Here is a 21,144-nt window from a genome sequence, read left to right as displayed (position 1 = left end):
TAAAGCATTTTTATATGAAATTTCTAGTAAAAAAAATAATATTATTAGTTCTGCCAGCCAGTATGATTATTGGCTGTAAAAAGGAACTGAATGTGTTTCCCACTGACAGGCAGGTAGACGGGAATGTGATCATTGATGCGAAAAGTGCAGCTACGGTACTCAATGGGGTTTATTATCGTTTTGCGAATTCAGGAACGGACAATAACCAGATTCCATCGATAAAATGGATGCGCACTTTCGAAACTGTCCCCTCTGAGCTAAGTGGTTTGCTGGCCAATCGGAACAATGATGGACTGAATGATTTTACCTTTACTCCCGGTTCTGCTGCTACTGGCGAAAAATGGACCTATGGTTATAATCTGGTCAATGCTGCCAACGGTTTTCTAAAAAATATTGAACCGGTAATTACCATTACTGCGAATGTTAAAAAACAATTGCAGGCTGAGGCGAGGTTTTTAAGGGCATTTGCAAATGCCGAACTGCTTTTTCATTATGGTCAATACCGCGATGTCAACAGTGCATATGGCATTATCCTTCGGAATGATTTTGTGAATTCGGACAACATTAGCCTTGCACGTTCAAACGTTAAGCAAACTTATGACGCTATAATTGCCGATTTGGATATTGCGATTGCTGATTTACCGACATTAAATACGAAATTAAGTTATGCAAATGTGTGGGTAGCAAAACTGCTGAAAGCACGGGTACTGCTTAATCGTGGGATTGGTAATGACTATGCCAGTGTAATCAGTTTGACTGATGATGTGATTAAAAACGGTCCGTTTGTACTCGAAGGACTGACAAGGGATATTTTCTTGGTAAAAGGTTTTCAAAGCAAGGAAGTAATGTTAGCCGTTCAGCCTTTTCCGACTGAAAGCTTTAAATATACCCAGTATCAGTTTTATGCTCAATACGTTGCAACACCAAGTCTGGCTGGCATGATGCAAAATGATCCGAGACTGGCGTGGACTTTTAAACCTGTTACCAAAAGCGGGGCAACAGTGAATATGTTTACCAAATATTATTCAGGTAATACTGCCACAATTGCGCTCACCCCTTTATCTGTTAATTCTTATGCATTTCGCTTAACTGAAGCATATTTATTACAGGCAGAGGCCATCACCTTGTCTGGTGCTGATCTGGCTCCTGCAAAAACACTTCTGAAAACTGTTATGGGCCATGCAGGTATCACCGATTTTGCGGCTGTTGACGCAGCATCTAATCCAACCGATCTACAGCTGTTAATTATTAAAGAAACGATGAAAAATTTTGTAGGTGAGAACGGATTGGACTGGCTGGCTCTTAGAAGACTGCCATTACCTGTGATTCAGTCTATCAGACCAATAATTAAATCTGCAAATTCACTGATATTCCCTCTTCCAGCTAGCGAGTTCAGGAACAATGATAAAGCCGATCAGAATCCGGGATACAGTAAAAATTAAGCAAGCTAAGATATGAAGAAGTTATTATTATATGGCCTGGCAGCATTCTTAAGTTTGCCTGGCTTTGCCCAGGAAAGCAAACCTTTGGATTTCAGTATCAAGGGAAAAATCATCAATAAAAAAACAGGCTACATCTACCTCTTTTATCCAGTAGGTGAAGCTTACAAAATAGATAGTGCTGCCATCCACAATGGATACTTTCTGTTTAAAGGCAAATTAACAGAACCTGTTATAGCGAGTTTTGCCGCTTCTAAAAATATTAACAGCATCGATGATCCCAATATAGCAAGTGCTTTTATTACACCGGCTACAATGGAGATGACCATTAGCCATGGTGCTTTTAAGCAAATGGTTTTAAAAGGTTCTGTCAGTAATGATGAATATGAAGCCTTGAACCAGCAAAAGGCATTTATAAAGAAAGAGATGGAACCTGTACTTGCTGCGTACAAAAAAGAAAAAGACCATGAAAAGGCGGCGGCGATACGAGAGCAATTTGAACCTTTTAATGCCCGGATGGATAAAATAGACCAGGCATTTATCAGTTCGCATCCTGATTCTTACCTTTCACCATACCTCATGCGTTTTAAAATGAATGCATTTCCAGTTTTGCAGGCTAAAGCTATTTACAATAAATGGACGGAAAAGATCAAGGAAAGCAAATCTGGGAAAGAGATATACCGGGAAATTCTTGAACTCGAAAGTGGTTCACCTGGAAGTATGGCTAAAGTATTTGCCAAAAGCGATATTAATGGTGAGCAGTTGAGCCTTGCAGATTTTAAAGGGAAAAAATATGTTCTTGTAGATTTCTGGGCTTCGTGGTGCGTGCCTTGCAGGAAGGGAAATCCGCACTTACTTAGCCTCTATAATAAATATCAAACAAAAGGTTTGGAAATTATTGGGGTATCTGATGACGATGGAAGCCCAGAGGCCTGGAAGAAAGCTGTTGCTCAGGATAATATTGCCGTTTGGAGACATGTTTTAAGAGGACTCAAAAGAACACCCAGTGGTTATGATACATCTGATGACATTTCATCTGGTTACGGTATCCATAGTTTGCCTACCAAAATACTGATCGATAAAAATGGAATGATCATCGGCCGTTATGGTGGTAATGGAGAGGATGATGGGGCAATGGATAAAAAACTAGCTGAAATATTTAATTAACCATTAAACGAGTATTGTTATGAAAATAAATAAAATTCTGGCCATCGTAGGGCTATTCGGTTTTGTCAGTATCGCCTATGGACAAACAGCGCAACTAAAAGGTAACATTAGGGGTTTACGGGATGCCGATTTGAGTATTAGCTATTATGAAGGTAAAGAAGCTAAAATCAGCAAGCTTAAAGCGGAAGCTGATCAATTTACCTGGAAGGGGAATGTCAGCGAAGCCCAGAGAATTATGATCACTTTTCCAAAAAGGAAAGTTTGGGTTTATGTAGAACCCGGAAATATGCAGCTTGATGGCCATATCGATTCACTAAGCAATATCCGGCTCGAAGGCTCAAAAATCCAGGATGAAGCAGAAGCTTATAATAAATTGCTTGAACCAATATTATCTCAGGCAAAGCGCTTATTTGAAAAATATGGCAACGTGGATAAGCAGGAACAATTGGCATTGGAACAAAGGATTCAGGAGTTGAATATGCAAAGGCAAGCTATCGCCGACAGTTATATAACAGCACATCCCCAAAGTGCATTTAGTTTAACCCTGGTAACAGATTTGGCGACATTGGGTGAATACAAAGATATACTAAAGGTATACAGTCAGTTAGGAGAGGATATAAAAGCTAGCCAGGAAGGCCAGCGTTTATCCAAGCGGTTAGCTATACTCAAACGCAGTGAAATCGGCAGTCCTGTATTGAATTTTACCCAGAGCGACAATACCGGGAAACAGGTTACATTTTCTGAGTTCAAGGGTAAATATGTATTCATTGATTTTTGGGCAAGTTGGTGTGGACCCTGCAGGGCAGAAAATCCAAACGTATTAAAAGCCTATAATAAATATAAAGACAAAAAATTCACTATAGTGGGCATTTCGCTTGACGATAATGAGGAAAAGTGGAAAAAGGCAATAGAAGAAGATAATATTCCCTGGACACAACTTTCCGATTTGAAGGGTAGCAAAAATGAAATTGCAGCCTATTATGGAGTTATGGGATACCCAGTTCACTGTTGGTCGATCCGGAAGGAAAAATAATCGCCAAGGATTTGAGAGGGGAAGCATTGATCAAGAAACTCGAGGAGATCTTTATACATTGATTAATAAAATTTGTTTTAGGCTGTTAAGTCTTTTGGTTGTTCGTCAACCATCTGATGATTTTGGGCTACGGTCATTGAGCTAATTCTGGTTAAAAATTTTTCAGCAAGAGGAGGTTCTCATTTTTTGTACTGGAATTATCCCCGAAGTGATACTTAGGATGAAAACATAAGGCCAACTTCGGGATAATTCCATTTATGGTAATATGGACATCCCTAATCTTTTTTAATTTCTGGCATTAAAAAGCGACAAACTGTTTATTGGTAAAAACTGATTGATCAACATGTACAAGCTTAGCATTTTTTATAGTCAAATGCATTTTATAATAAATGAATTAATTTTTAAATCGACATTCATTACTTCTGTAGAAAAGTTTCAAAGATCCTTTTTCTGATTTCAATATTTTTATTTGTTCGTCACCTTACGCTATTTGCAAAAGAACTGGTACTTGAGTATTACTTAGCCTAAATTAGCAGTAACCAATAGAAATAAGCTCAGTACGGCATTATCATAATACTAATGGGATAGACACGATTATTTCAGTGCCTTTCGAATCTGAATGTATTTTAGTTTCACCATTTAAGGATTGAACCCGGCGACGGATGGATTGCAAGCCTATAGTTGATTTTTCATTGCTGGATTTTTTTTCATTTAACCCTATCCCGTCATCATTGATCGTTAAAATGAGATTACCTTCTTCCTCATAAATTAAGATTCCTACATGGTTAGCCCTGGCATGTTTGATAATATTGGTGATCGCCTCTTGAATGATACGTAGTAATGCAATTCGTGTATCCAAATCAACGCCTATTAATGAACTACCGTCAATATGAATATCCTTATTGTAGCGACTTTCGGGCAAGAAATTATCTGTAAGTAGTTTAATTTGTTCTTCAAAAAGTTGTTCTTGTTGGTCGTTAGTAGAACTGAACCATTCGTGGCTTTTGTTTCGGGCTGCTTTGTAGGCATTTTCTGTTTCCCTCAAGAGTACACCCAACTTATTTTTTAAAGCAATGTCATGCGTATCCATCAATAATACCTCTAATTGGTGCCTGATAGCAGCAATAGAAGAGGCAAGACCATCATGAAGGTCTTGTCCAAGCCGCTGTTGTTCTTCCCTAACGGCCTGGTGTTTAGCTTCCTCCATAGCGATAATTTGCATATTTGCAGCGTTGTTAAGCGCATCTACCTGAGCTTTCGATTTCTTATCCTTGCGGAGCATGATTAGATAGATGATAAGCACAATGATGGCTGCGCAAGAGGAGACAATCAGCAACCACAAAGCTCGTCGTGCATTTTTAGCATTTAATAGTTTGTTGTCGTCCTCTATGGCATTATACCGTACATAATCACTGATGAATTTTTTAGATCTTTCCCAGTCTGCTGACATTGCCTTTTCCAAATCGAGATGAACATTGATGATCTCGTCTTTGTCTCCTAATTGATTTGCAACTTCTAAAGCATTATTTAAGACATAGATTTCTATAGATCTGTTTCCACTTTTTTGTGCCACCTTGTAAGCCTGATAAAAATAATCAAGTGCTATTTTAGGCTGGTCGTCGTAATATCCTGTCATTAAAAAGAGCGAATTGATTTCTAAAGTTGGGTTGTTAATACGCCTTGAATCTGATATTAATTGCTTTATAAGCGGTAGTGCTACCTGCTTTTTTTTATTTAAAATCAATAAGCGCGCCTCCCATAGCCGAATGTAAATTAGCATTCGATCATCTTTATACTTACGTGCAATTTCTCTGGATTTGTTTAAATAGTAATCGATACTATCTGTAGAAAGTTTAGAATTCAGGTTACAATAGCTCATATATACCTCAGTCATAATGCTATCCTTCTCTAGCTTTTTCCCAGTTTGGATGGCCTTTTGCAAAAGCGATTTAATTTTTTGCCTATCGGAAATACCCTTATTCAGAACTTCGACCATATCTAAATACACCCTAATAATTTTTTCGGTATCATCGAGTGCTTGATAATGTGGTAATGTTTTACCTAATAATCTTAGTGATTCTGCATATAATCCTCGTTTAAAAAAAACATAGGCAATCAATTGGTCTGCATCTGTTTGCCCTTTCTGGTAATGTAAATTAGTTGCCATACGCTTGGCCTTTACTCCATAGTAAAAACAGCTGTCAACGTTTCTGCTACGGTAAAGTGTTCCTAGTTGGTTTAAACTGTTAACCATCTTAACACTATCCTTGATGAAAGCTAGTCCTTGTACTTCTCGCTCAATTGGCTGAATCTGGCCTTTGGCAATGTTATTACAAAGGCAAAACAATAGGCCTATGAGTAAGCAATATGCAGGTTTTATCCGTTGCATGATCGAGGTGAAAACAAATATCTGCATGGTGTGTTTTTTGCGCAAGTTTTACTTTTTTTTGCCTGAGTAGTTGATAGTAACCGTTTTTTCTTTGAATGATTACAAGGAAGCAAGGTGTAGTTAGGGGTTGTACTTGATTGAAAAAAAGCAAAATCTGATTTTTAATCAGGTATTTAATTATATCTTTTTCAGGTGATGGTTAGATTAATTCCCGTTCGCGAGCATACGACAATAACTCCGTAATGGAATTGACATTTACCTTTGACATCATATTGCGTCGATGTGCTACAATGGTGTGTTTGCTAAGATGCACTTTCTCTGCGGTTTGTGCAATAGATGATCCATGCGCAAAATATTGTAAAATTTCTAGTTCCCGCTCTGTAAAAGGTACTTTTCTCATATACCGGATATTCCCAACAATTTCGCTAATTACCGGGCAAATATATTGGTTACCACAAGCGATAGTGGTCATACATTGGAGTATCGTATTAAACCCTGATGATTTGGAAACAAATCCCTGCGGCTTATAGTCAAGGATATTGGTTACCGTTGTTGGACTTATAGTTGAACTTATTACAATAATAATAACCCGTTTGTTCAAACGTTTTATCTCATTGATGAGCGTAAGGCAATTTTCATTTTTCAGATAATAATCCAAAAACAAATAAATGGGTACATCAATATCCGAACGTTTTATCAGAAAATGTGTTAGTTCTTTTTTATCATTAAGGTTGTTAACGGTACTAAAAAATCCCAATCGTTCTATTAGCGCCGAAAAAGAATCAGCAAACAGAAGGTGGTCATCAAAGACAATAGCAATCGCGTTGGTTTTCTCCATAAATTCGTCCAAAGTAGTAAAAGTATAGGGTTACATTTGTACTAAATATACATGAATACTTAGTAAGTACATATAAAAAGCCGCTTAATGCTGTTACGGATATTTCATTATCTGATAAGTTTAGGTGGAAGTTAAATAGGTGTCCGGCTAATGAAATGCATCTTTTGATCTTTATATCAAAGCCGTTGAGTATTTAGGTTTTTTGTGATCTGGAATTTCCATAAGATTATTCTCTTAAGTTGTATAGCAAATTATTGTTATAAAATGGGATGTTATAGCATAATGTTGCTATAATGATAGAATATATATGTTACTGTATTGATGCAGTATTACCTTTATGAAAAAAAAGACTTAATTTTTTTATAAAATGCGTTTGATTATAAAAAATGCCAAAATTGTCAATATTACTCCAGCCTCGCAAGCAAATCATTTAGATGTTGATATTGAAGGGGTAGAAACGGAAGATTTGCTAACCCGTATTGATATTATTACCGCTATCGAATACTATGGTATGACCGAACTATTAGATACAATAAGAGAGCATTATGGTATAAGGCCATTATTGGATACAATAGGAGAGGTACATTTGAAATCACCTTTGTAGGTCTTTACTCTACATAGATGAGGACTTGAATAAATATAGTATTGAGATGATCAGAGTCGGAGATATTAATGGCGATGGCTACGATGATATTGTATGTTTGGCTGAAACTTTTGAGTCAAATGATTTAATACAATTGGGCTTACGGTTTAGAAATCAATTTGCACATCCATCGGTTACTATGCACACAGAATTGGCGAAACGGCTAAAGTACAGGCAAGGCTATATTTATACAGATGATTACGACCTTTGGTGCAGATTTGCACAAATAACCAAACTCGCAAATTTACCATCATACCACCTGTCTTATCGATGGTATAATACCAATACATGTAATACCAGACAAGAAGAATTAAAAAGAAATGTTGTTAAACTGTTGTCACGTGAATTGAGCAGGTATAAGATCGAGCACAAAAAGGAAGAGCTCATTTTGCATAGTGCATAGTGCATTGGCTATGGAAAAAAATACTTCAACACCGAAGAAAAAATGAAAAGGTTAGATGCGTGGCTTGACAAAAATTTCTCATCGAAATTGATCTTAAATAAATTCTGTAATATTGAACTCGGAAAGTTCAAGAGCGAGCTTTTAGATAATTTAATAAAATAGTCGACTTACAACAAATATAGAAGGTGCTTCTGTTGTTTTGCCCAGGCATAATGCAGAAAATAATTACATCTTTTAATTCAGCATTTGTCAAAACAATTTTTTTCGATTTTGAACTCCTTTGTTGATGCCGGATCAACTGGCTCTACAGCTTTAATTGTGGTTGAAAGGGGGGAGAAATTAACCAAAAGTTAACTTTAACTATTTGTCATTTGAGAAATTTTATTTTACTGTTCTTAACTCTATTTGTTTGTAAGACATCATATGGACAAAATAAGGTTAAACAGATACATTTAACCTGGGATGCGTTTAAAAATGATAAACCATTAAGCGCTAAGTTTGATGCTAAAACTTGGTATCATCTCAATTACTACTATAGGGTAAGAGGGGTTGTTAAGAATAGAATTAAATTAGACTTTGATGTTAGGCTTTTTTTAGATACAGCAGAATCTTACTTTGATTTCAATACTAAGTATAAAAATTTGAGGTTGTTAAATCATGAACAAGGGCATGCTGATATTGGATTTATTTATGCTAATAAATTGCAGCATACTCTTCAAAAGCATGTTTACTATAAGAAGGATTTCACCGTAGAAATGAAAAAGATATTTGATTCAATTCTAATGCAAATGACTTTGGAAAATAGAAAATATGATGTTGAATCAAACTATGGTTTTGACAACGTGGGACAAAATAAGTGGGACAATTATTTTAAACTTAATACGGAGAAATGATTCTGTAAATTTGTCTTTTAGCGCAAAAAAAAACTTAGGCTGGATTAATCGATAAACTACGCATACCTGTTTGGTAGCCAAAAGGTTGAGCTATTAATTTTGAATGATGGTCTCTTAAAATAGATTTCTCTACAGCTAGCAACGGTTCTTTTATGGTAGTCCAAGATAATAACATGCGGACTGAGTTCATTATATGATTGAAATAATCCGCTTCGTAGCCCTGACCGGACATATCTTAAAGCCTTCTTATTATAAGACTAGTCTGATGCGCCCAGTCGTTTGCTGTGGAGTAGCCATGTCTTAAATTTTAATTAAGATTTTTACACCTATTTATTTAGGATTTTATCCCTTGATAACGATTAAAGCCATAATTTTGGAACGTAATGTTGAAAAACCTGAGTGTTGTTTATACAGGAATTGTATTTACTAAGGCGATGCCCACGGGAAAGTATTACAGACCAATAGATTTTACCTTGATGGATATGCCCGATGTGGGATGAGGGCTAGGTGGTAAGGATAATGAAGTGAAGTGGATAGGGGATGAGTGTTTATACCTGTTAGCTTGAAAGAAAAATTATATGCAAAGCCAGGCCCTGGCGATATAAATAGAAAGAAACTTTAATTTAATCCAAAATACAGGTTGGGTTAGTTGATTGTGGTTAGTTTGGAAGGCCGCCTTTGGTTTGGCGGCCTTATTTATGTTAACTTCCAAAGTCAATATCGGCAATAAGTGGATAAGGAATGTAAAACTCGATGCTGGCTCTATTGATCACAATGTTAAAGGAATTTCTCGCTCCCTTGCAAGGACTTAATTAATGATATTCAGTCCTGTTAAGGTTTCTGTAATAATTTCTCCTGTCGGGGTTCTGCCGGAAACAATTGAAGTGTTTCGAATGATCCCTGTTTGTTCATCCTCTTTGGTCAGGAAATAGGTCACGGTTATTGTTTGGCAATATCCTGGATCGATGGTTATTCCTTCAACCTGTGATCCATCCCACTCATTGTTGATACAGATATTGCTGATGACGGCATCACTAATGTTTTTGATACAGTACTCAAATCTGATCTTGTCGCCGCGTTGCAGCTTTCGGCCATTTGGCATCGTAGTAAATGTAGTAATCCGGATTAAATTCAGCATTTTAGTCATTGTAGAAAAAATGTTTATGTCTTATTTTTTAATTAGTGGGATTATCACCCTTGCTGCTATTGGTCTTAAAACACACGAAGGTGTATGATTCGCTCTCTTGTTTGGCCACCCTCTGCCTGTAATTCATTCAACCCTGTTCTTGCTTTACGAAAGGCTGCAAAAGAGTAAACCTTAATGTCCAGTTTAATGCTGTTCCTGCATTTTTGAGGAAACACCCGTTTCGTTGCGGCCTTCATTTCACTCTGGTAAAACAGGAAAACGATTATTGGAAAAAACGAATACAATCTCATAACCCGCTTTAGCAGAATTGGGTTTCAAGCCAATCTTAATTATAAATGGCTAGTACAAATTAGGATTAAATAGATGCTCATTAGTCAATCATATATGCAGGATATTAAACATTATTGGCTTAGTTTTAGCCACGACTATACCCTTTTGCTGTAGGATGGGAAAGGAAGCCTGGACAGGTAATCCAATGCGTGAAGAAAATATCCCCAATGTCAATTTTGTTGACTAAATGGGTAATTCAGGAGAGTAAATCTCAAAGGATTATCACTTAGTTGCAAATTAAATAATATAGTAACCGATCTATTGGATTTAATAACCTTTAAGACGAATACCCAAACCCGTTTAAGACAAAGAAGCGCTTTTGGGCAGTCAGATGGACAATAGCCGTAGGAACCACAAAGCAAATGATCCTCCGCCCTGAACATTTGGTCCTTAGATTACAATTGATAGCGCTGTCTGCCTGTTGGATAATATATTAGTGAATATAAAGATCTTAATCAAGTTTAACCATTATGAAAACCAACTCTTTAATCCCGCTCTTGTTTTTGTTGCCTGTCATCGTTCACGCAAATGTTAAACTACCTGCTATAATTGCCGATCAAATGGTGCTTCAACAACAAAAAGCCGTATCGATATGGGGCTGGGCTGATCCAGGAGAAATTGTGCACGTTAATGGTAGCTGGGACCATAGACAACTCAGGGTCAAAGCGGATAGTAAAGGAGAATGGCTGGTTTTGCTTAAAACACCTAAGGCTGGTGGACCTTACCGATTAACTATCAATGGAAAAAATCAGTTGGAAATCAAAAATGTGCTTATAGGAGAAGTCTGGCTTTGCTCCGGTCAGTCAAACATGGAATTTCCGCTACAAAAAAAGACAGCATGGAAAACTGGGGTCTTAGATTATGAAAACGAAATCATCAAAGCCAATTACCCCCAGATCAGGATGTTTACAGTAACCCAAACCGTAGCGCAAAGCCCGCAGAAAAACGTAACAGGAAACTGGGAAAGTTGTAATCCGGCAACAGCAGGTAATTTTTCCGCAGTTGCCTATTATTTTGCGGTCACATTGACCAAAAAATTGAACTGTCCAATCGGTTTGATCCATTCTTCATGGGGAGCCACACCGGCCGAATCATGGGTCAAAAAGCAAACATTGGAAAATAATGCTGATCTTTCAGCTATTTTAACTGATTATAACAAAGAAGTAGATCAGTATAAAAATAAATTGGAGGTCTATGAGAAGACATTAACACAGTGGAAACGGCAGGCAGATACAGCTATTGCAGTACCGAAAAAGCCGATAGAGCCTGCTCAGAGTCAAAAATCGGCAACGAAGCTTTACAATGGCATGATTGCACCACTTATACCTTTCACCATCAAGGGCGTAATCTGGTACCAGGGAGAAGCCAATACCAACAGGGCCTATCAGTACAGGAAATTATTTCCTGAGTTGATCCGTTCGTGGAGAAAGGACCGCAAATCCAAATTCCCTTTTTATTTTGTTCAGATTGCCATGCACTATAAACAGCTTCCGGAAATAAGGGAGGCCCAACTGCTCACCTTACGCTCCGTACCAAGAACCGCAATGGCGGTGATTACCGATGTGAGTGATTCATTGGATATTCATCCCAGGAATAAAGAGGTGCCAGGTAGAAGACTTGGACTTGCTGCCCTGTCCAAAACTTATCATCTGTCGGGACCAAATTTTTCAGGTCCAATATACCGGTCAATGAAAATCAATGCCGATACCATCATCCTGCGTTTTAAATATGCTGAAGGGCTCGTGGTTAAGGACTCCGATAAACTTGCCGCATTTACTATTGCAGGTAGTAACCATTCTTTCCTTCCCGCTGAGGCCGTGATTAAAGGGGATGAAATCTGGGTTTTCAGCAAGCTTATCAAAAAACCGGTAGCAGTCCGATTTGCCTGGGAAAATTATTGCAGGCCTAATCTTTTCAATGCCGCTGGTTTGCCTGCTTCGCCGTTTAGAACGGATTCCGGACTGCAAAAGCAGCTATTAAATAAAAATGTCCTCTGATCCTTTAGATAGTTCAAAAATGATATTGCAGAAAATCAGCAGTCCGTTTCGGTGCAAAAATATATCCTGTAGCTAAATAAGTTGTTATATTAAAACCTCAAATGATGACGACAAGTAAAAAAAGAACTTTTTTAACCTTTAAACTGGCCTTGTGCCTGATATGTTTTGGAACTTTAGCTAGCAGTGCCCAGAAAACAATTTCGCCCCTTTAAAACTATGCTACAATCAGCCAGCGGGAGTTTGGGAGGAGGCACTGCCATTAGGGAACGGGAAAATGGGGGCCATGGTATTCGGAAATGTACATCGGGAACGTTTACAGTTAAATGAAAGTACCCTCTGGTCAGGGTACCCCGATGCAGGAAACAATCCAGAAGGACCGGCCCTGCTCCCTCAGGTTAGAAAAGCGATGTCGGAAGGAGATTATTTGTTGGCAACGGCGCTCTGGAGCAAAATGCAGGGACCTTACTCGGCAAGGTACCTTCCCATGGGTGACCTATTTCTTGAATTTGATCATAACAATACCCCTTCACCAATTATCATAGGGAGCTTGATCTTGCCACAGCGGTCTCTTTGGTCAGGTATACCGTAAAGGGTGTCAACTATACCAGGCAAACCTATATAAGCTATCCCGATCAGGTCCTGGTGGTGAAATTAACAGCCAGTAAGGCAAATTCGATTAGTTTTAGTGCTGGTTTGACCAGTAGACTGAAATTTAACGTTTCACGTTCTGACCAGCAACAACTCGTTCTAAACGGTAAAGCCCCGAAGTATGTCGCTGCCAGGGATTATTTTCCGCAACAGGTTGTTTACGATGAAAAAGAAGGAATGGACTTTCAGATTCGCGTAAAAGCGGTAAATGTTGGCGGAATAGTAAAAACTACAGATTCAAATTTAATCGTAACAAAGGCAACCTCTGTGGCCATCTATCTGACTGGTGCAACAAGCTTTAATGGATTTAATAAGTCTCCAGGCCTGGAAGGGAAAAAGACTGCTATACAAACAATTGCCTGTATGGAGAAAGCCGTTAAAAAAGGAGATATCCTGATCTATAAGAATCACCTGAAAGATTACCAGCACCTTTTTAACAGGGTAAAATTTGAGCTTGGTGGCCAAAATCCAAAATTAGATCAATTGCCTACCAACGAACGCTTGCGGCGGTTTAAAAATAACCAGCTTACTGATCAGAATTTACTGGCGCTCTATTATCAATATGGGCGATACCTGTTAATCTCCAGTTCGAGGGAAGGAGGACAGGCGACAAACCTGCAGGGACTATGGAATGATCTGGTGCAACCTCCATGGGGTAGTAACTATACTACAAATATAAATACTGAAATGAACTATTGGCTGGCTGAAAACACGAATCTTTCCGAATGCCACCAGCCTTTGTTTAAGCTGATCAAAAACCTTTCGGTCAATGGGGCGTTAACAGCCAAAATAAACTACGATATCGGTAAAGGCTGGGTGGCACATCACAATTCGGACATCTGGGCTAAAACCTCGCCGGTCGGCGCTTTTGATAAGGATGAGCGGGAAATGCCCAGAAAGACCTGCTGGCCAATGGCAGGGGGCTGGCTCAGTACCCATCTGTTTGAACATTACCTGTATACCAATGATACACTTTTTTTGGAAAAGACGGGATATCCCTTAATGAAAGGTGCTGCCGAATTTATGTTGGAATGGTTAGTTAAAGATGCTAAAACGGGCTATTTGGTTACCAATCCATCTACTTCCCCGGAAAATACAGCGAAGATCAACGGTAAAGAATATCAATTGAGCATTGCCTCTACCATGGATATGTCCATTATCCGCGAACTTTTTGAGCAGTGCATACAAGCAGCAAAAGTTCTAAAGAAAGATAGTGACTTTGTGGAGCGGCTCCAACAAGCCAAAGCAAGCTTATATCCTTACCAAATCGGTCAATATGGGCAACTACAGGAATGGTTTCAGGATTGGGATGACCCTAATGATCAGCATAGACATATTTCACAACTCTATGGTCTTTATCCTGCCAGTCAGATCAATGTTTACCAGAACCCGGCACTTTCTTCTGCCGCAAAACAGTCCTTAATTCACCGTGGTGATGTAAGTACCGGTTGGTCTATGGCATGGAAAACCAATTGGTGGGCTCGCCTTCAGGATGGCAATCATGCTCATCAGGTACTGCTTTCTGCACTAAATTATATCGATCCGCTCTCTCCTAAAGGACAGATGAGTGGCGGCGGTGCCTATCCAAATCTTTTTGATGCACATCCCCCTTTTCAGATTGACGGTAACTTCGGCGCAACCGCAGGCATAACAGAAATGTTATTGCAGAGCCACTACGGAGAACTGGTGCTACTCCCTGCACTTCCAGATGCATGGCCCTCAGGAAGGATAGCAGGAATTAAGGCAAGGGGAGATTATCGCGTAGAGATACAATGGGTAAATGGTAAACTCAAAACTGCTTCCATTAAGGCGAATAGGAGCGGAAAGTGTACCATTAGGACATTTAATAAAATCAAAATCAGCAATGCCAATGCAGGGCTGAAAAATAGTAGTTTATCTCCTATAGTACAAACAGATTACCTTGATCATGCCAAAACCGGGCTGCAGCCCCTAAACCTAAAACAATCCTACCTTTACAGCCTGGAAGTTAGAAAAGGTAAAACCTATTTGATTTCTGGTGTTGATAAATAAAGAATTATTGCAGCAGGCTGCCTAGACATGTCAATGTCTTTTCATATCCAATGGGTTTACCACTGGATACAGCTGTGCTAAAGGTCAGCTTTACAGCCTTCAACCATCGGGGCACACCGTCTAGTTCTAGGACTTTTTTAAAAAGAAGCTTTTCAATGGCTGGGTTTAGCATTATAATCCGGCTATTGAAAAGCTATTTTGTCATGGTTACCCAGCCGGGAATTTTTGATTTACACCGCTCTTGACCGCCGACTTCCGTACTGCCAATAGCTGGCAGCGGTAATCACAATCTTTATCCACCAGAAAGATATTTCGAAATCTCACTTAAGAATTTGCCAAAATAGTTGAATGTTTCGCCAATTTTTATACCAACTAATCCTTGCTTTATCCTTTAATTGCATTAACCAAATAGAAAACTAAATCGTATGAGTAGACAAAATTACCCTAGGTCCAAGGACCGTTGGCGTTTTACAAACAATCTGTTGAACGCAGCCCATCCAATAGATGGGAATCTCTATCTAGTCCACTTTCAAATAACTTTTAGTTAATAGATATGAAAAGAAAATTTACAAAAAATTTTTCCGTACATCCGGTTATCCTAAGTACTATGATAATTGTATGTCTACTGACTTTGATTAGCATTGGTAAGGTTTCTGCACAGGCAAAGGTTTCCGGGACTGTAAAAGACCGTACCGGGTCAGCCCTGCCAGGTGTAACAGTCAGGGTAAAAAATCAGACCGGGGGAGTATCAACGGACAATGAAGGGAAATACGCCATTTCGGTAGCTACTGATGCCATTCTGCAGTTTAATCTGATCGGTTATACTACCGTTGAAAAGAAGGCCGTAACAGGAACGATAAATGTCGTCCTCGAAGAAACTTCAAGTGCCTTGGATGAAGTCGTTGTAATCGGTTTTGGTGGTAAAGTTAAACGAAGTGATCTCAGCTCTGCAGTATCATCCGTTTCGGCGAAAGATATTCAGGAGAGACAGCCCACAGATTTGTTGAGTGCATTACAGGGCAAAGCATCTGGGGTAACAGTTACAACCGATGGCGGTCCAGGTGCTGAGGGAACCATTCAGATTAGAGGGGTAACTACGTTAAATGGCGGCGCAGGTCCATTATACGTAGTTGATGGAGTGATTACGGACAATGGCAGAAATATCAATCCCCTGGATATTGCAGGCATTGAGGTCTTAAAAGACGCGGCTTCTGCTTCCATATATGGTGCTCAGGCAGCAAATGGTGTAATTTTGATTACAACAAAAAAAGGTATTGAAGGTAAACCTAGGATTGATCTCCAGTACACACACCTTTTTGGTAGACTGGCACATAAGCTCCCACAAAGTAATTCTCAGGAAGTTCGGGCATTTAGAAGGTTACAAGCCGGAGGCACAGCAACTGCTGGCTCAAATACAGATTCATTAAACGTTTCTTTTAATTCCGATAATGATCTGCAAGATTTACTGTTGGGAAATACGGGGCAGCGCAATCAGATAAATGCGAGTTTGGCAGGGGCATCTAAAACATTCAATTATTATTCCAGCGTAAACTACATTGATGATAAGTCTATTGTAATCAATAGTTTTGCCAAATCGCTTCAAACAAGACTAAATATCTCTTATCAGGCGTTGCCAACCCTTAAATACACAACCAACATTTCCTTGTATTATCAAAACAAGAACGAAATACCAATCGCCAGAACCGTAAACGTTATTTTTGACAGACCCGCATTCTCCTTGATCTATTATCCGGATGGTGCATTAACAAGTTACATCGGCTCAAAAAGAAATCCTGTTGCAAATGCATTGTATGAAACGAACAAAACGGAAACTTTTTCTGCACAGGTTAACAATCAATTGGATTTTGATATTACCAAGCACATTAGATGGACTACGCTTTTTAATTTAGCTTATGAAACCCCTCAATATACCTTTTTTGCGCCGAGATATGTAAGTGCCGGCCGTGACACCAATAGTGGTATAAATGAATTGGAAAAGAAATTCAGGTATGAGGCCCAAACCTATTTTAACTACAGCCAAACATTTAAAGATCACAATGTAAGTGCAACATTAGGGGCAAATGCCATTCGCAGAACACAGGATTTATTTCATCTTGAGTATCTGAATACGGCAAGCGAGGAGATTATGGTTACATTACCGGCTTACCTTACTTCTTCAAAATCCTATACAACCGGTACTGCAAATACCAATCAGGCTATTTTTGCAAGGGCAAACTACGATTATAAAAGCAGGTACTATGCAAGTGCAGTGTATCGCAATGATGGTTCGTCAAGGTTCGGCCCGGAGAACAAGCGCGGATCCTTTTATTCTGGTTCAATGGCCTGGCGTTTTTCTGCAGAAAAATTTATGAACTGGTCTAAGCCTTTTCTTGATGATGCAAAAATCCGTGCAAGTTATGGCCGTGTAGGTAATGATCAGATCGATGATTATGGTGCCATCACAAAAGTACAGTTCGACGGAAATTATAATGGGGTAGGTGGGGCATCCTACAATGCCACCATCGGGAATAACCTTATCAAATGGGAAACCGGAATCCAAAAAAACTTAGGTTTGGACCTTGTCTTCTTTAAGGGAAGATTGAATTTTACAGGCGAACTTTATGAAAAAGAATCGAAAGACCTGCTATATCAGCGGCAGCTGGTTAAAGAAACGGGTTTTTCAACAGTTATTGTTAATTTAGGCTCTATTGTTAATAAAGGGGTCGAATTTACCGTTTCGGCTACACCGATAGCTAAAAAGAATTTTTCATGGAATGTTGATGCAAACATTTATTTTGAAAGAGGTACCATTAAAGAACTTGCAGGTGGGGTTCCATTTATCGCCGGTAATAAATGGTATGTTCAGGAAGGTGGAAAAATTGGGGATTTTTACGGATGGAAAAACTTAGGTGTTTATCAATGGAATGAATCAAATGCCTATAATGACAATTGGGATAAATTGACCGTTGTATTGGGAGCAGACAATAAGCCTTTATACGTAAATGGAAAACCCCAATATACCTTCAATGGACAACCTTACAGTGGTACCATTCACAATATGTATGATCCTTCAGGAAAATTTGTTGGAGGGGATACCGAATGGGCTAACGTGAAACGAGATAGCTTAATAGATGATGGAGACCGTCATGTAATTGGTAATGCACAGCCTAAGTTTAACCTGGGATTTGGTAATACCTTTACCTACAAAAGATTTTCATTGAATGTTTTCTTCAATGCATCAATTGGTGGAGAGGTATACAATACCTTGTTATACAATGCAAACAATCCATCAAATACTGGTCCTGGTAACCCGGATGTACTATACAACTCCTGGCAAAAACAGGGAGATATTGCAAAATATCCATTTTATCCAAACCGGCCATCCCGCGGGAATTTAAAAGCAAATGGCAATAGTGCTTACTTGGAAAGCCGTTCTTTTATCAGGCTTGCCAGTACCAGGCTATCTTATAATATGGATCCGGCTTTGGCAAAAAGAGTTTATCTCAAGGGGGTAATGGCATTTGTGTACGGAACGAATTTACTGACATGGACAAACTATAAAGGATATGATCCGGAATTTAGTACTTCTAATCCTTTAACCCCTGGAGATGATACAGGGAAATATCCAAAAAGAAGAGAATTCGGTTTTGGCTTAAACATCAGTTTATAATAAGTAATTATGAAAACAATAAAATATACCTGCATTTTCATGCTACTCCTTACCCTGGGAAGTTGCAAAAAATTTCTTACCGAAGAGCCTGCCTCACAGGTGCCAACAGATAAATTCTATAAATCTAAATATGATATTGACGCGGCCATGGCCGGTATGTATTCCGCTTTTCAGTTAACAATGGTTGGTGAAACACAGTTTAATGACCGTTATCACTATTGGGGGGATTTTCGGTCAGATAATTTTGACCGTTTTATATCTTATACCAACACCTATTCAACAGAGGTAGCAATGAATGCGCTGACCACAGATAATCCATTTGCAGATTGGTCGAGACTCTATACAGTCATTTCAAGAGCGAACTACAATATTAAATATATCCCAGGGGTAACGGCTTTGGATAATAATGTAACCCCGGCTTTGGTCAATGCAAATCTGGCACAATGTTATGCTATGCGGGCAATGTGCTACTTTTATCTGGTTAGGGTTTGGGGTGATGCTCCTGTTTGGCTGGAGCCCTATGAGGATAGTCAGGTAGCCGCTGAGAAGGAAAGGGCTAAAGCTTCACAGATTTTGGACGATGTGATCATTAAAGATTTAAAAACGGCTTATGATCTGACCGTTAAAAATCAGAGTGCATCAGTTTATTATATTAATGAAGCCGCTATATGTGCAACCTTGGCCGATGCCTATATGTGGAAAAAAGATTACACAAATGCAATTGTTTGGATAACCAACTTATTTAAAGCAAGGAATGCAAAAGGAGCACTTTATGCCGGAGCATCTGATATAAACTTAGAACCAACAGCGAGTTGGAAAAGTATATTTACTTCCCCAGCGTCAAGCATAGAAAGTATTTGGTCATTGCATTGGGATTTTGCTAAAAATGGTTGTGCTTGTACAATTGTATCTTATGCACCAAATAATAAAATATTTCAGGTTGATCCTTTATTGTATGCAAAATACTTCCTGCCACAGACTCAGGCGGTACATACCAACGATATCAGACCGAAACAAACATTGGATGTTTATGCTGTTGCAAATCCTGCCCTCAACAATAGGGACCGTTTCTTAAAATTCTATCCCAGTCCGGCAAACCAGACTGCAGCAATACCAACTGCAGAATTAAATTTATATTACAATCAGAATACAGCCGTGTACTTGCCGATGTATAGACTCTCGGACATCTATTTGCTGTACGCAGAAGCACTTAATGGGAACAATGATCTGCCCAATGCCCTCAAGTATTTGAACTTCGTGAGAAAAAGAGCCAATGTAGACCAGTATTTGGTAACAGATACTAAGGTAAATTCTCGCGCAGCAATGGAAAATACCATCTTGGAGGAACGTCAATATGAACTCATTGGCGAAGGTAAACGCTGGTTTGATTTGGTGAGAACAGACAAAGTGAAAGAAATTATGGATCCCGTACTCAAAGACCGCCAGCTGAGAAATGGAAATACAGATATTGTGGGCTTTACGGATACTCGCCGTTCCTATTGGCCACTGAGCAGGGCAGTTATGAACTCCAATAGGAAATTGGTTCAGAATCCTGGTTATGGTGAGTAATAATTGATTTTTATACCGGCCTGCACAATATTGCAGGTTTAAAATAATATGAAAATGAAAGTTTTTAAAAATAGAATACTGCCTTCGATCTTATTGTCTTTGATCGCAATCAGCCAAAGCGGCTGTGGAAAAATGTTCGGCCTGGAACGTCAGAAAGACTATGATTATGTCAAAAAAACACTTGATCCCAATATTGGCGTATCGGCCCGCAAGTTTTTGGAAGACCGGGCTACGGGTACCGGCATGGCTAGCGACCCTACCGATACAGTTTTTAAATACATGAAGCTCGGCCTGGAATATGCTGGTATAGACCTTGCAGAATATGAAAAAAGTGATCGTACCTTTCTGTTCTTGCATAATGTTGGCGTTCGGGTACTGCCAACTAAAGTAACCAATGGTGTAACTGTGACGACCAGTAACATTCCGACAGCAGGTCTTTGGTTCGATTACCCAATAGTTACAGGTGTTAATCCTACTACGGGCTTGCCGATAACTAAGCCTGCAACCAAATGGAGCGATTATCCCAAAGAAGACGTTAAGAATTATTTCCTCTACCTGATCGGTCAGGGGAAATATAATTTCGATAACCTCAATGCCGATAACGTAGCTGTAAAATCACTTTTGCCTGCAAACACTGTCCTGTCTAAATCATCAATGCTGGGGTATTTTAATAATGGCAAAGGCTTTGATGAAAATGGAATTTTCTATCTAAAAATATTGAACAATAGTGACCAGGCGCCAATTGTACATAACAATAGAACAAACGATAGAAGCGCGGGTTATGTCGCTACAAATGGAATTGTTCATGTTTTTGGAGCAGCGCTTGCCCCCTCATTCTAGACTTTCCGTAACTGACCGGAGCTAGTGCGTCCGGTCAGTTACCCTATTGCTATTTCACTGCCTGCACGGCCAAAGAATATGCCTATGCTTAATTTCTCCAGTTCCTG

Annotated in this window: 15 protein-coding genes; 12 read left to right on the top strand and 3 right to left on the bottom strand. The window is 39.0% G+C overall.

Annotated elements, in window-relative coordinates:
- Window positions 1-14: 14 nt before the first annotated feature.
- The 3 genes from G7074_RS00525 to G7074_RS00515 are packed head-to-tail and all read left to right on the top strand — an operon-like array spanning window position 15 to window position 3,639.
- Window positions 15-1,442: a RagB/SusD family nutrient uptake outer membrane protein gene (locus G7074_RS00525; protein ID WP_166206050.1), complete on the top strand. Its 1,428-nt coding sequence runs from the start codon at window positions 15-17 to the stop codon at window positions 1,440-1,442.
- Window positions 1,443-1,454: 12 nt separating this feature from the next.
- Entirely contained in the window at window positions 1,455-2,606 is a 1,152-nt protein-coding gene (locus G7074_RS00520) for a TlpA disulfide reductase family protein (protein WP_166206048.1), read from the top strand.
- A gap of 19 nt (window positions 2,607-2,625) precedes the next feature.
- Window positions 2,626-3,639 carry a TlpA disulfide reductase family protein gene (locus G7074_RS00515; RefSeq protein WP_205944130.1) on the top strand — a complete coding sequence of 338 codons (1,014 nt, stop codon included), beginning with the start codon at window positions 2,626-2,628 and terminating at the stop codon, window positions 3,637-3,639.
- Between the two features lie 568 nt (window positions 3,640-4,207).
- On the opposite strand, the gene G7074_RS00510 is transcribed toward G7074_RS00515, so the two are convergent.
- Entirely contained in the window at window positions 4,208-6,073 is a 1,866-nt protein-coding gene (locus G7074_RS00510; RefSeq protein ID WP_166206046.1) for a sensor histidine kinase, read from the bottom strand.
- Between the two features lie 154 nt (window positions 6,074-6,227).
- On the bottom strand, window positions 6,228-6,866 hold the full coding sequence (locus G7074_RS00505) for a response regulator transcription factor (RefSeq protein ID WP_166206044.1): 639 nt from the start codon (window positions 6,864-6,866) through the stop codon (window positions 6,228-6,230).
- Between the two features lie 367 nt (window positions 6,867-7,233).
- Here G7074_RS00505 and G7074_RS00500 point away from each other — a divergent pair, with 367 nt between their 5' ends.
- The 3 genes from G7074_RS00500 (at window position 7,234) to G7074_RS00490 (ending at window position 8,805) form a co-directional block, all read left to right on the top strand.
- Window positions 7,234-7,470 (top strand): hypothetical protein, encoded by a 237-nt coding sequence (locus G7074_RS00500; protein WP_166206042.1) that lies wholly within the window; start codon window positions 7,234-7,236, stop codon window positions 7,468-7,470.
- A 46-nt stretch (window positions 7,471-7,516) separates the two neighbouring features.
- Window positions 7,517-7,912: an FG-GAP repeat protein gene (locus G7074_RS00495; protein WP_166206040.1), complete on the top strand. Its 396-nt coding sequence runs from the start codon at window positions 7,517-7,519 to the stop codon at window positions 7,910-7,912.
- Between the two features lie 371 nt (window positions 7,913-8,283).
- Window positions 8,284-8,805 carry a hypothetical protein gene (locus G7074_RS00490; RefSeq protein ID WP_166206038.1) on the top strand — a complete coding sequence of 174 codons (522 nt, stop codon included), beginning with the start codon at window positions 8,284-8,286 and terminating at the stop codon, window positions 8,803-8,805.
- Between the two features lie 808 nt (window positions 8,806-9,613).
- On the opposite strand, the gene G7074_RS00485 is transcribed toward G7074_RS00490, so the two are convergent.
- Window positions 9,614-9,952 (bottom strand): hypothetical protein, encoded by a 339-nt coding sequence (locus tag G7074_RS00485; protein WP_166206035.1) that lies wholly within the window; start codon window positions 9,950-9,952, stop codon window positions 9,614-9,616.
- 800 nt (window positions 9,953-10,752) lie between these two features.
- Between G7074_RS00485 and G7074_RS00480 the strand changes: the two genes are divergently transcribed.
- The 6 genes from G7074_RS00480 to G7074_RS00460 all read left to right on the top strand — a co-directional run bounded on the left by G7074_RS00480 (window position 10,753) and on the right by G7074_RS00460 (window position 21,037).
- Window positions 10,753-12,279: a sialate O-acetylesterase gene (locus G7074_RS00480; RefSeq protein WP_166206032.1), complete on the top strand. Its 1,527-nt coding sequence runs from the start codon at window positions 10,753-10,755 to the stop codon at window positions 12,277-12,279.
- Between the two features lie 274 nt (window positions 12,280-12,553).
- Window positions 12,554-12,868: a glycoside hydrolase N-terminal domain-containing protein gene (locus tag G7074_RS27460; RefSeq protein ID WP_255456762.1), complete on the top strand. Its 315-nt coding sequence runs from the start codon at window positions 12,554-12,556 to the stop codon at window positions 12,866-12,868.
- Window positions 12,850-14,958, top strand: coding sequence for a glycoside hydrolase N-terminal domain-containing protein (locus tag G7074_RS00475; RefSeq protein ID WP_255456761.1), 2,109 nt, complete (start codon window positions 12,850-12,852; stop codon window positions 14,956-14,958). The genes G7074_RS27460 and G7074_RS00475 overlap by 19 nt, the downstream gene beginning before the upstream one ends.
- Before the next feature lie 607 nt (window positions 14,959-15,565).
- Complete coding sequence (locus tag G7074_RS00470) at window positions 15,566-18,628, top strand: SusC/RagA family TonB-linked outer membrane protein (RefSeq protein ID WP_240916427.1); 3,063 nt, start codon at window positions 15,566-15,568, stop codon at window positions 18,626-18,628.
- 9 nt (window positions 18,629-18,637) lie between these two features.
- A complete protein-coding gene (locus G7074_RS00465) occupies window positions 18,638-20,197 on the top strand; it encodes a RagB/SusD family nutrient uptake outer membrane protein (RefSeq protein WP_166206026.1) in 1,560 nt (519 codons plus the stop codon).
- 54 nt (window positions 20,198-20,251) lie between these two features.
- Window positions 20,252-21,037 (top strand): hypothetical protein, encoded by a 786-nt coding sequence (locus tag G7074_RS00460; RefSeq protein WP_166206023.1) that lies wholly within the window; start codon window positions 20,252-20,254, stop codon window positions 21,035-21,037.
- Window positions 21,038-21,144 lie beyond the last annotated feature (107 nt).

The organism is Pedobacter sp. HDW13, assembly GCF_011303555.1.
In the GTDB taxonomy this organism is placed as follows: Bacteria; Bacteroidota; Bacteroidia; order Sphingobacteriales; family Sphingobacteriaceae; genus Pedobacter.
Note: the sequence above shows the minus strand (reverse complement) of the source record. Positions and strands in the feature narration are given on the sequence as shown.

Bases quoted from the DNA above. Each gene is read 5' to 3' on its own strand.
- G7074_RS00525 (WP_166206050.1), top strand. From the start codon at position 15: ATGAAATTTCTAGTAAAAAAAATAATATTATTAGTTCTGCCAGCCAGT.
- G7074_RS00520 (WP_166206048.1), top strand. From the start codon at position 1,455: ATGAAGAAGTTATTATTATATGGCCTGGCAGCATTCTTAAGTTTGCCT.
- G7074_RS00515 (WP_205944130.1), top strand. From the start codon at position 2,626: ATGAAAATAAATAAAATTCTGGCCATCGTAGGGCTATTCGGTTTTGTC.
- G7074_RS00505 (WP_166206044.1), bottom strand. From the start codon at position 6,866: ATGGAGAAAACCAACGCGATTGCTATTGTCTTTGATGACCACCTTCTG.
- G7074_RS00500 (WP_166206042.1), top strand. From the start codon at position 7,234: ATGCGTTTGATTATAAAAAATGCCAAAATTGTCAATATTACTCCAGCC.
- G7074_RS00495 (WP_166206040.1), top strand. From the start codon at position 7,517: ATGATCAGAGTCGGAGATATTAATGGCGATGGCTACGATGATATTGTA.
- G7074_RS00485 (WP_166206035.1), bottom strand. From the start codon at position 9,952: ATGACTAAAATGCTGAATTTAATCCGGATTACTACATTTACTACGATG.
- G7074_RS00480 (WP_166206032.1), top strand. From the start codon at position 10,753: ATGAAAACCAACTCTTTAATCCCGCTCTTGTTTTTGTTGCCTGTCATC.
- G7074_RS27460 (WP_255456762.1), top strand. From the start codon at position 12,554: ATGGGGGCCATGGTATTCGGAAATGTACATCGGGAACGTTTACAGTTA.
- G7074_RS00470 (WP_240916427.1), top strand. From the start codon at position 15,566: ATGATAATTGTATGTCTACTGACTTTGATTAGCATTGGTAAGGTTTCT.
- G7074_RS00465 (WP_166206026.1), top strand. From the start codon at position 18,638: ATGAAAACAATAAAATATACCTGCATTTTCATGCTACTCCTTACCCTG.
- G7074_RS00460 (WP_166206023.1), top strand. From the start codon at position 20,252: ATGAAAGTTTTTAAAAATAGAATACTGCCTTCGATCTTATTGTCTTTG.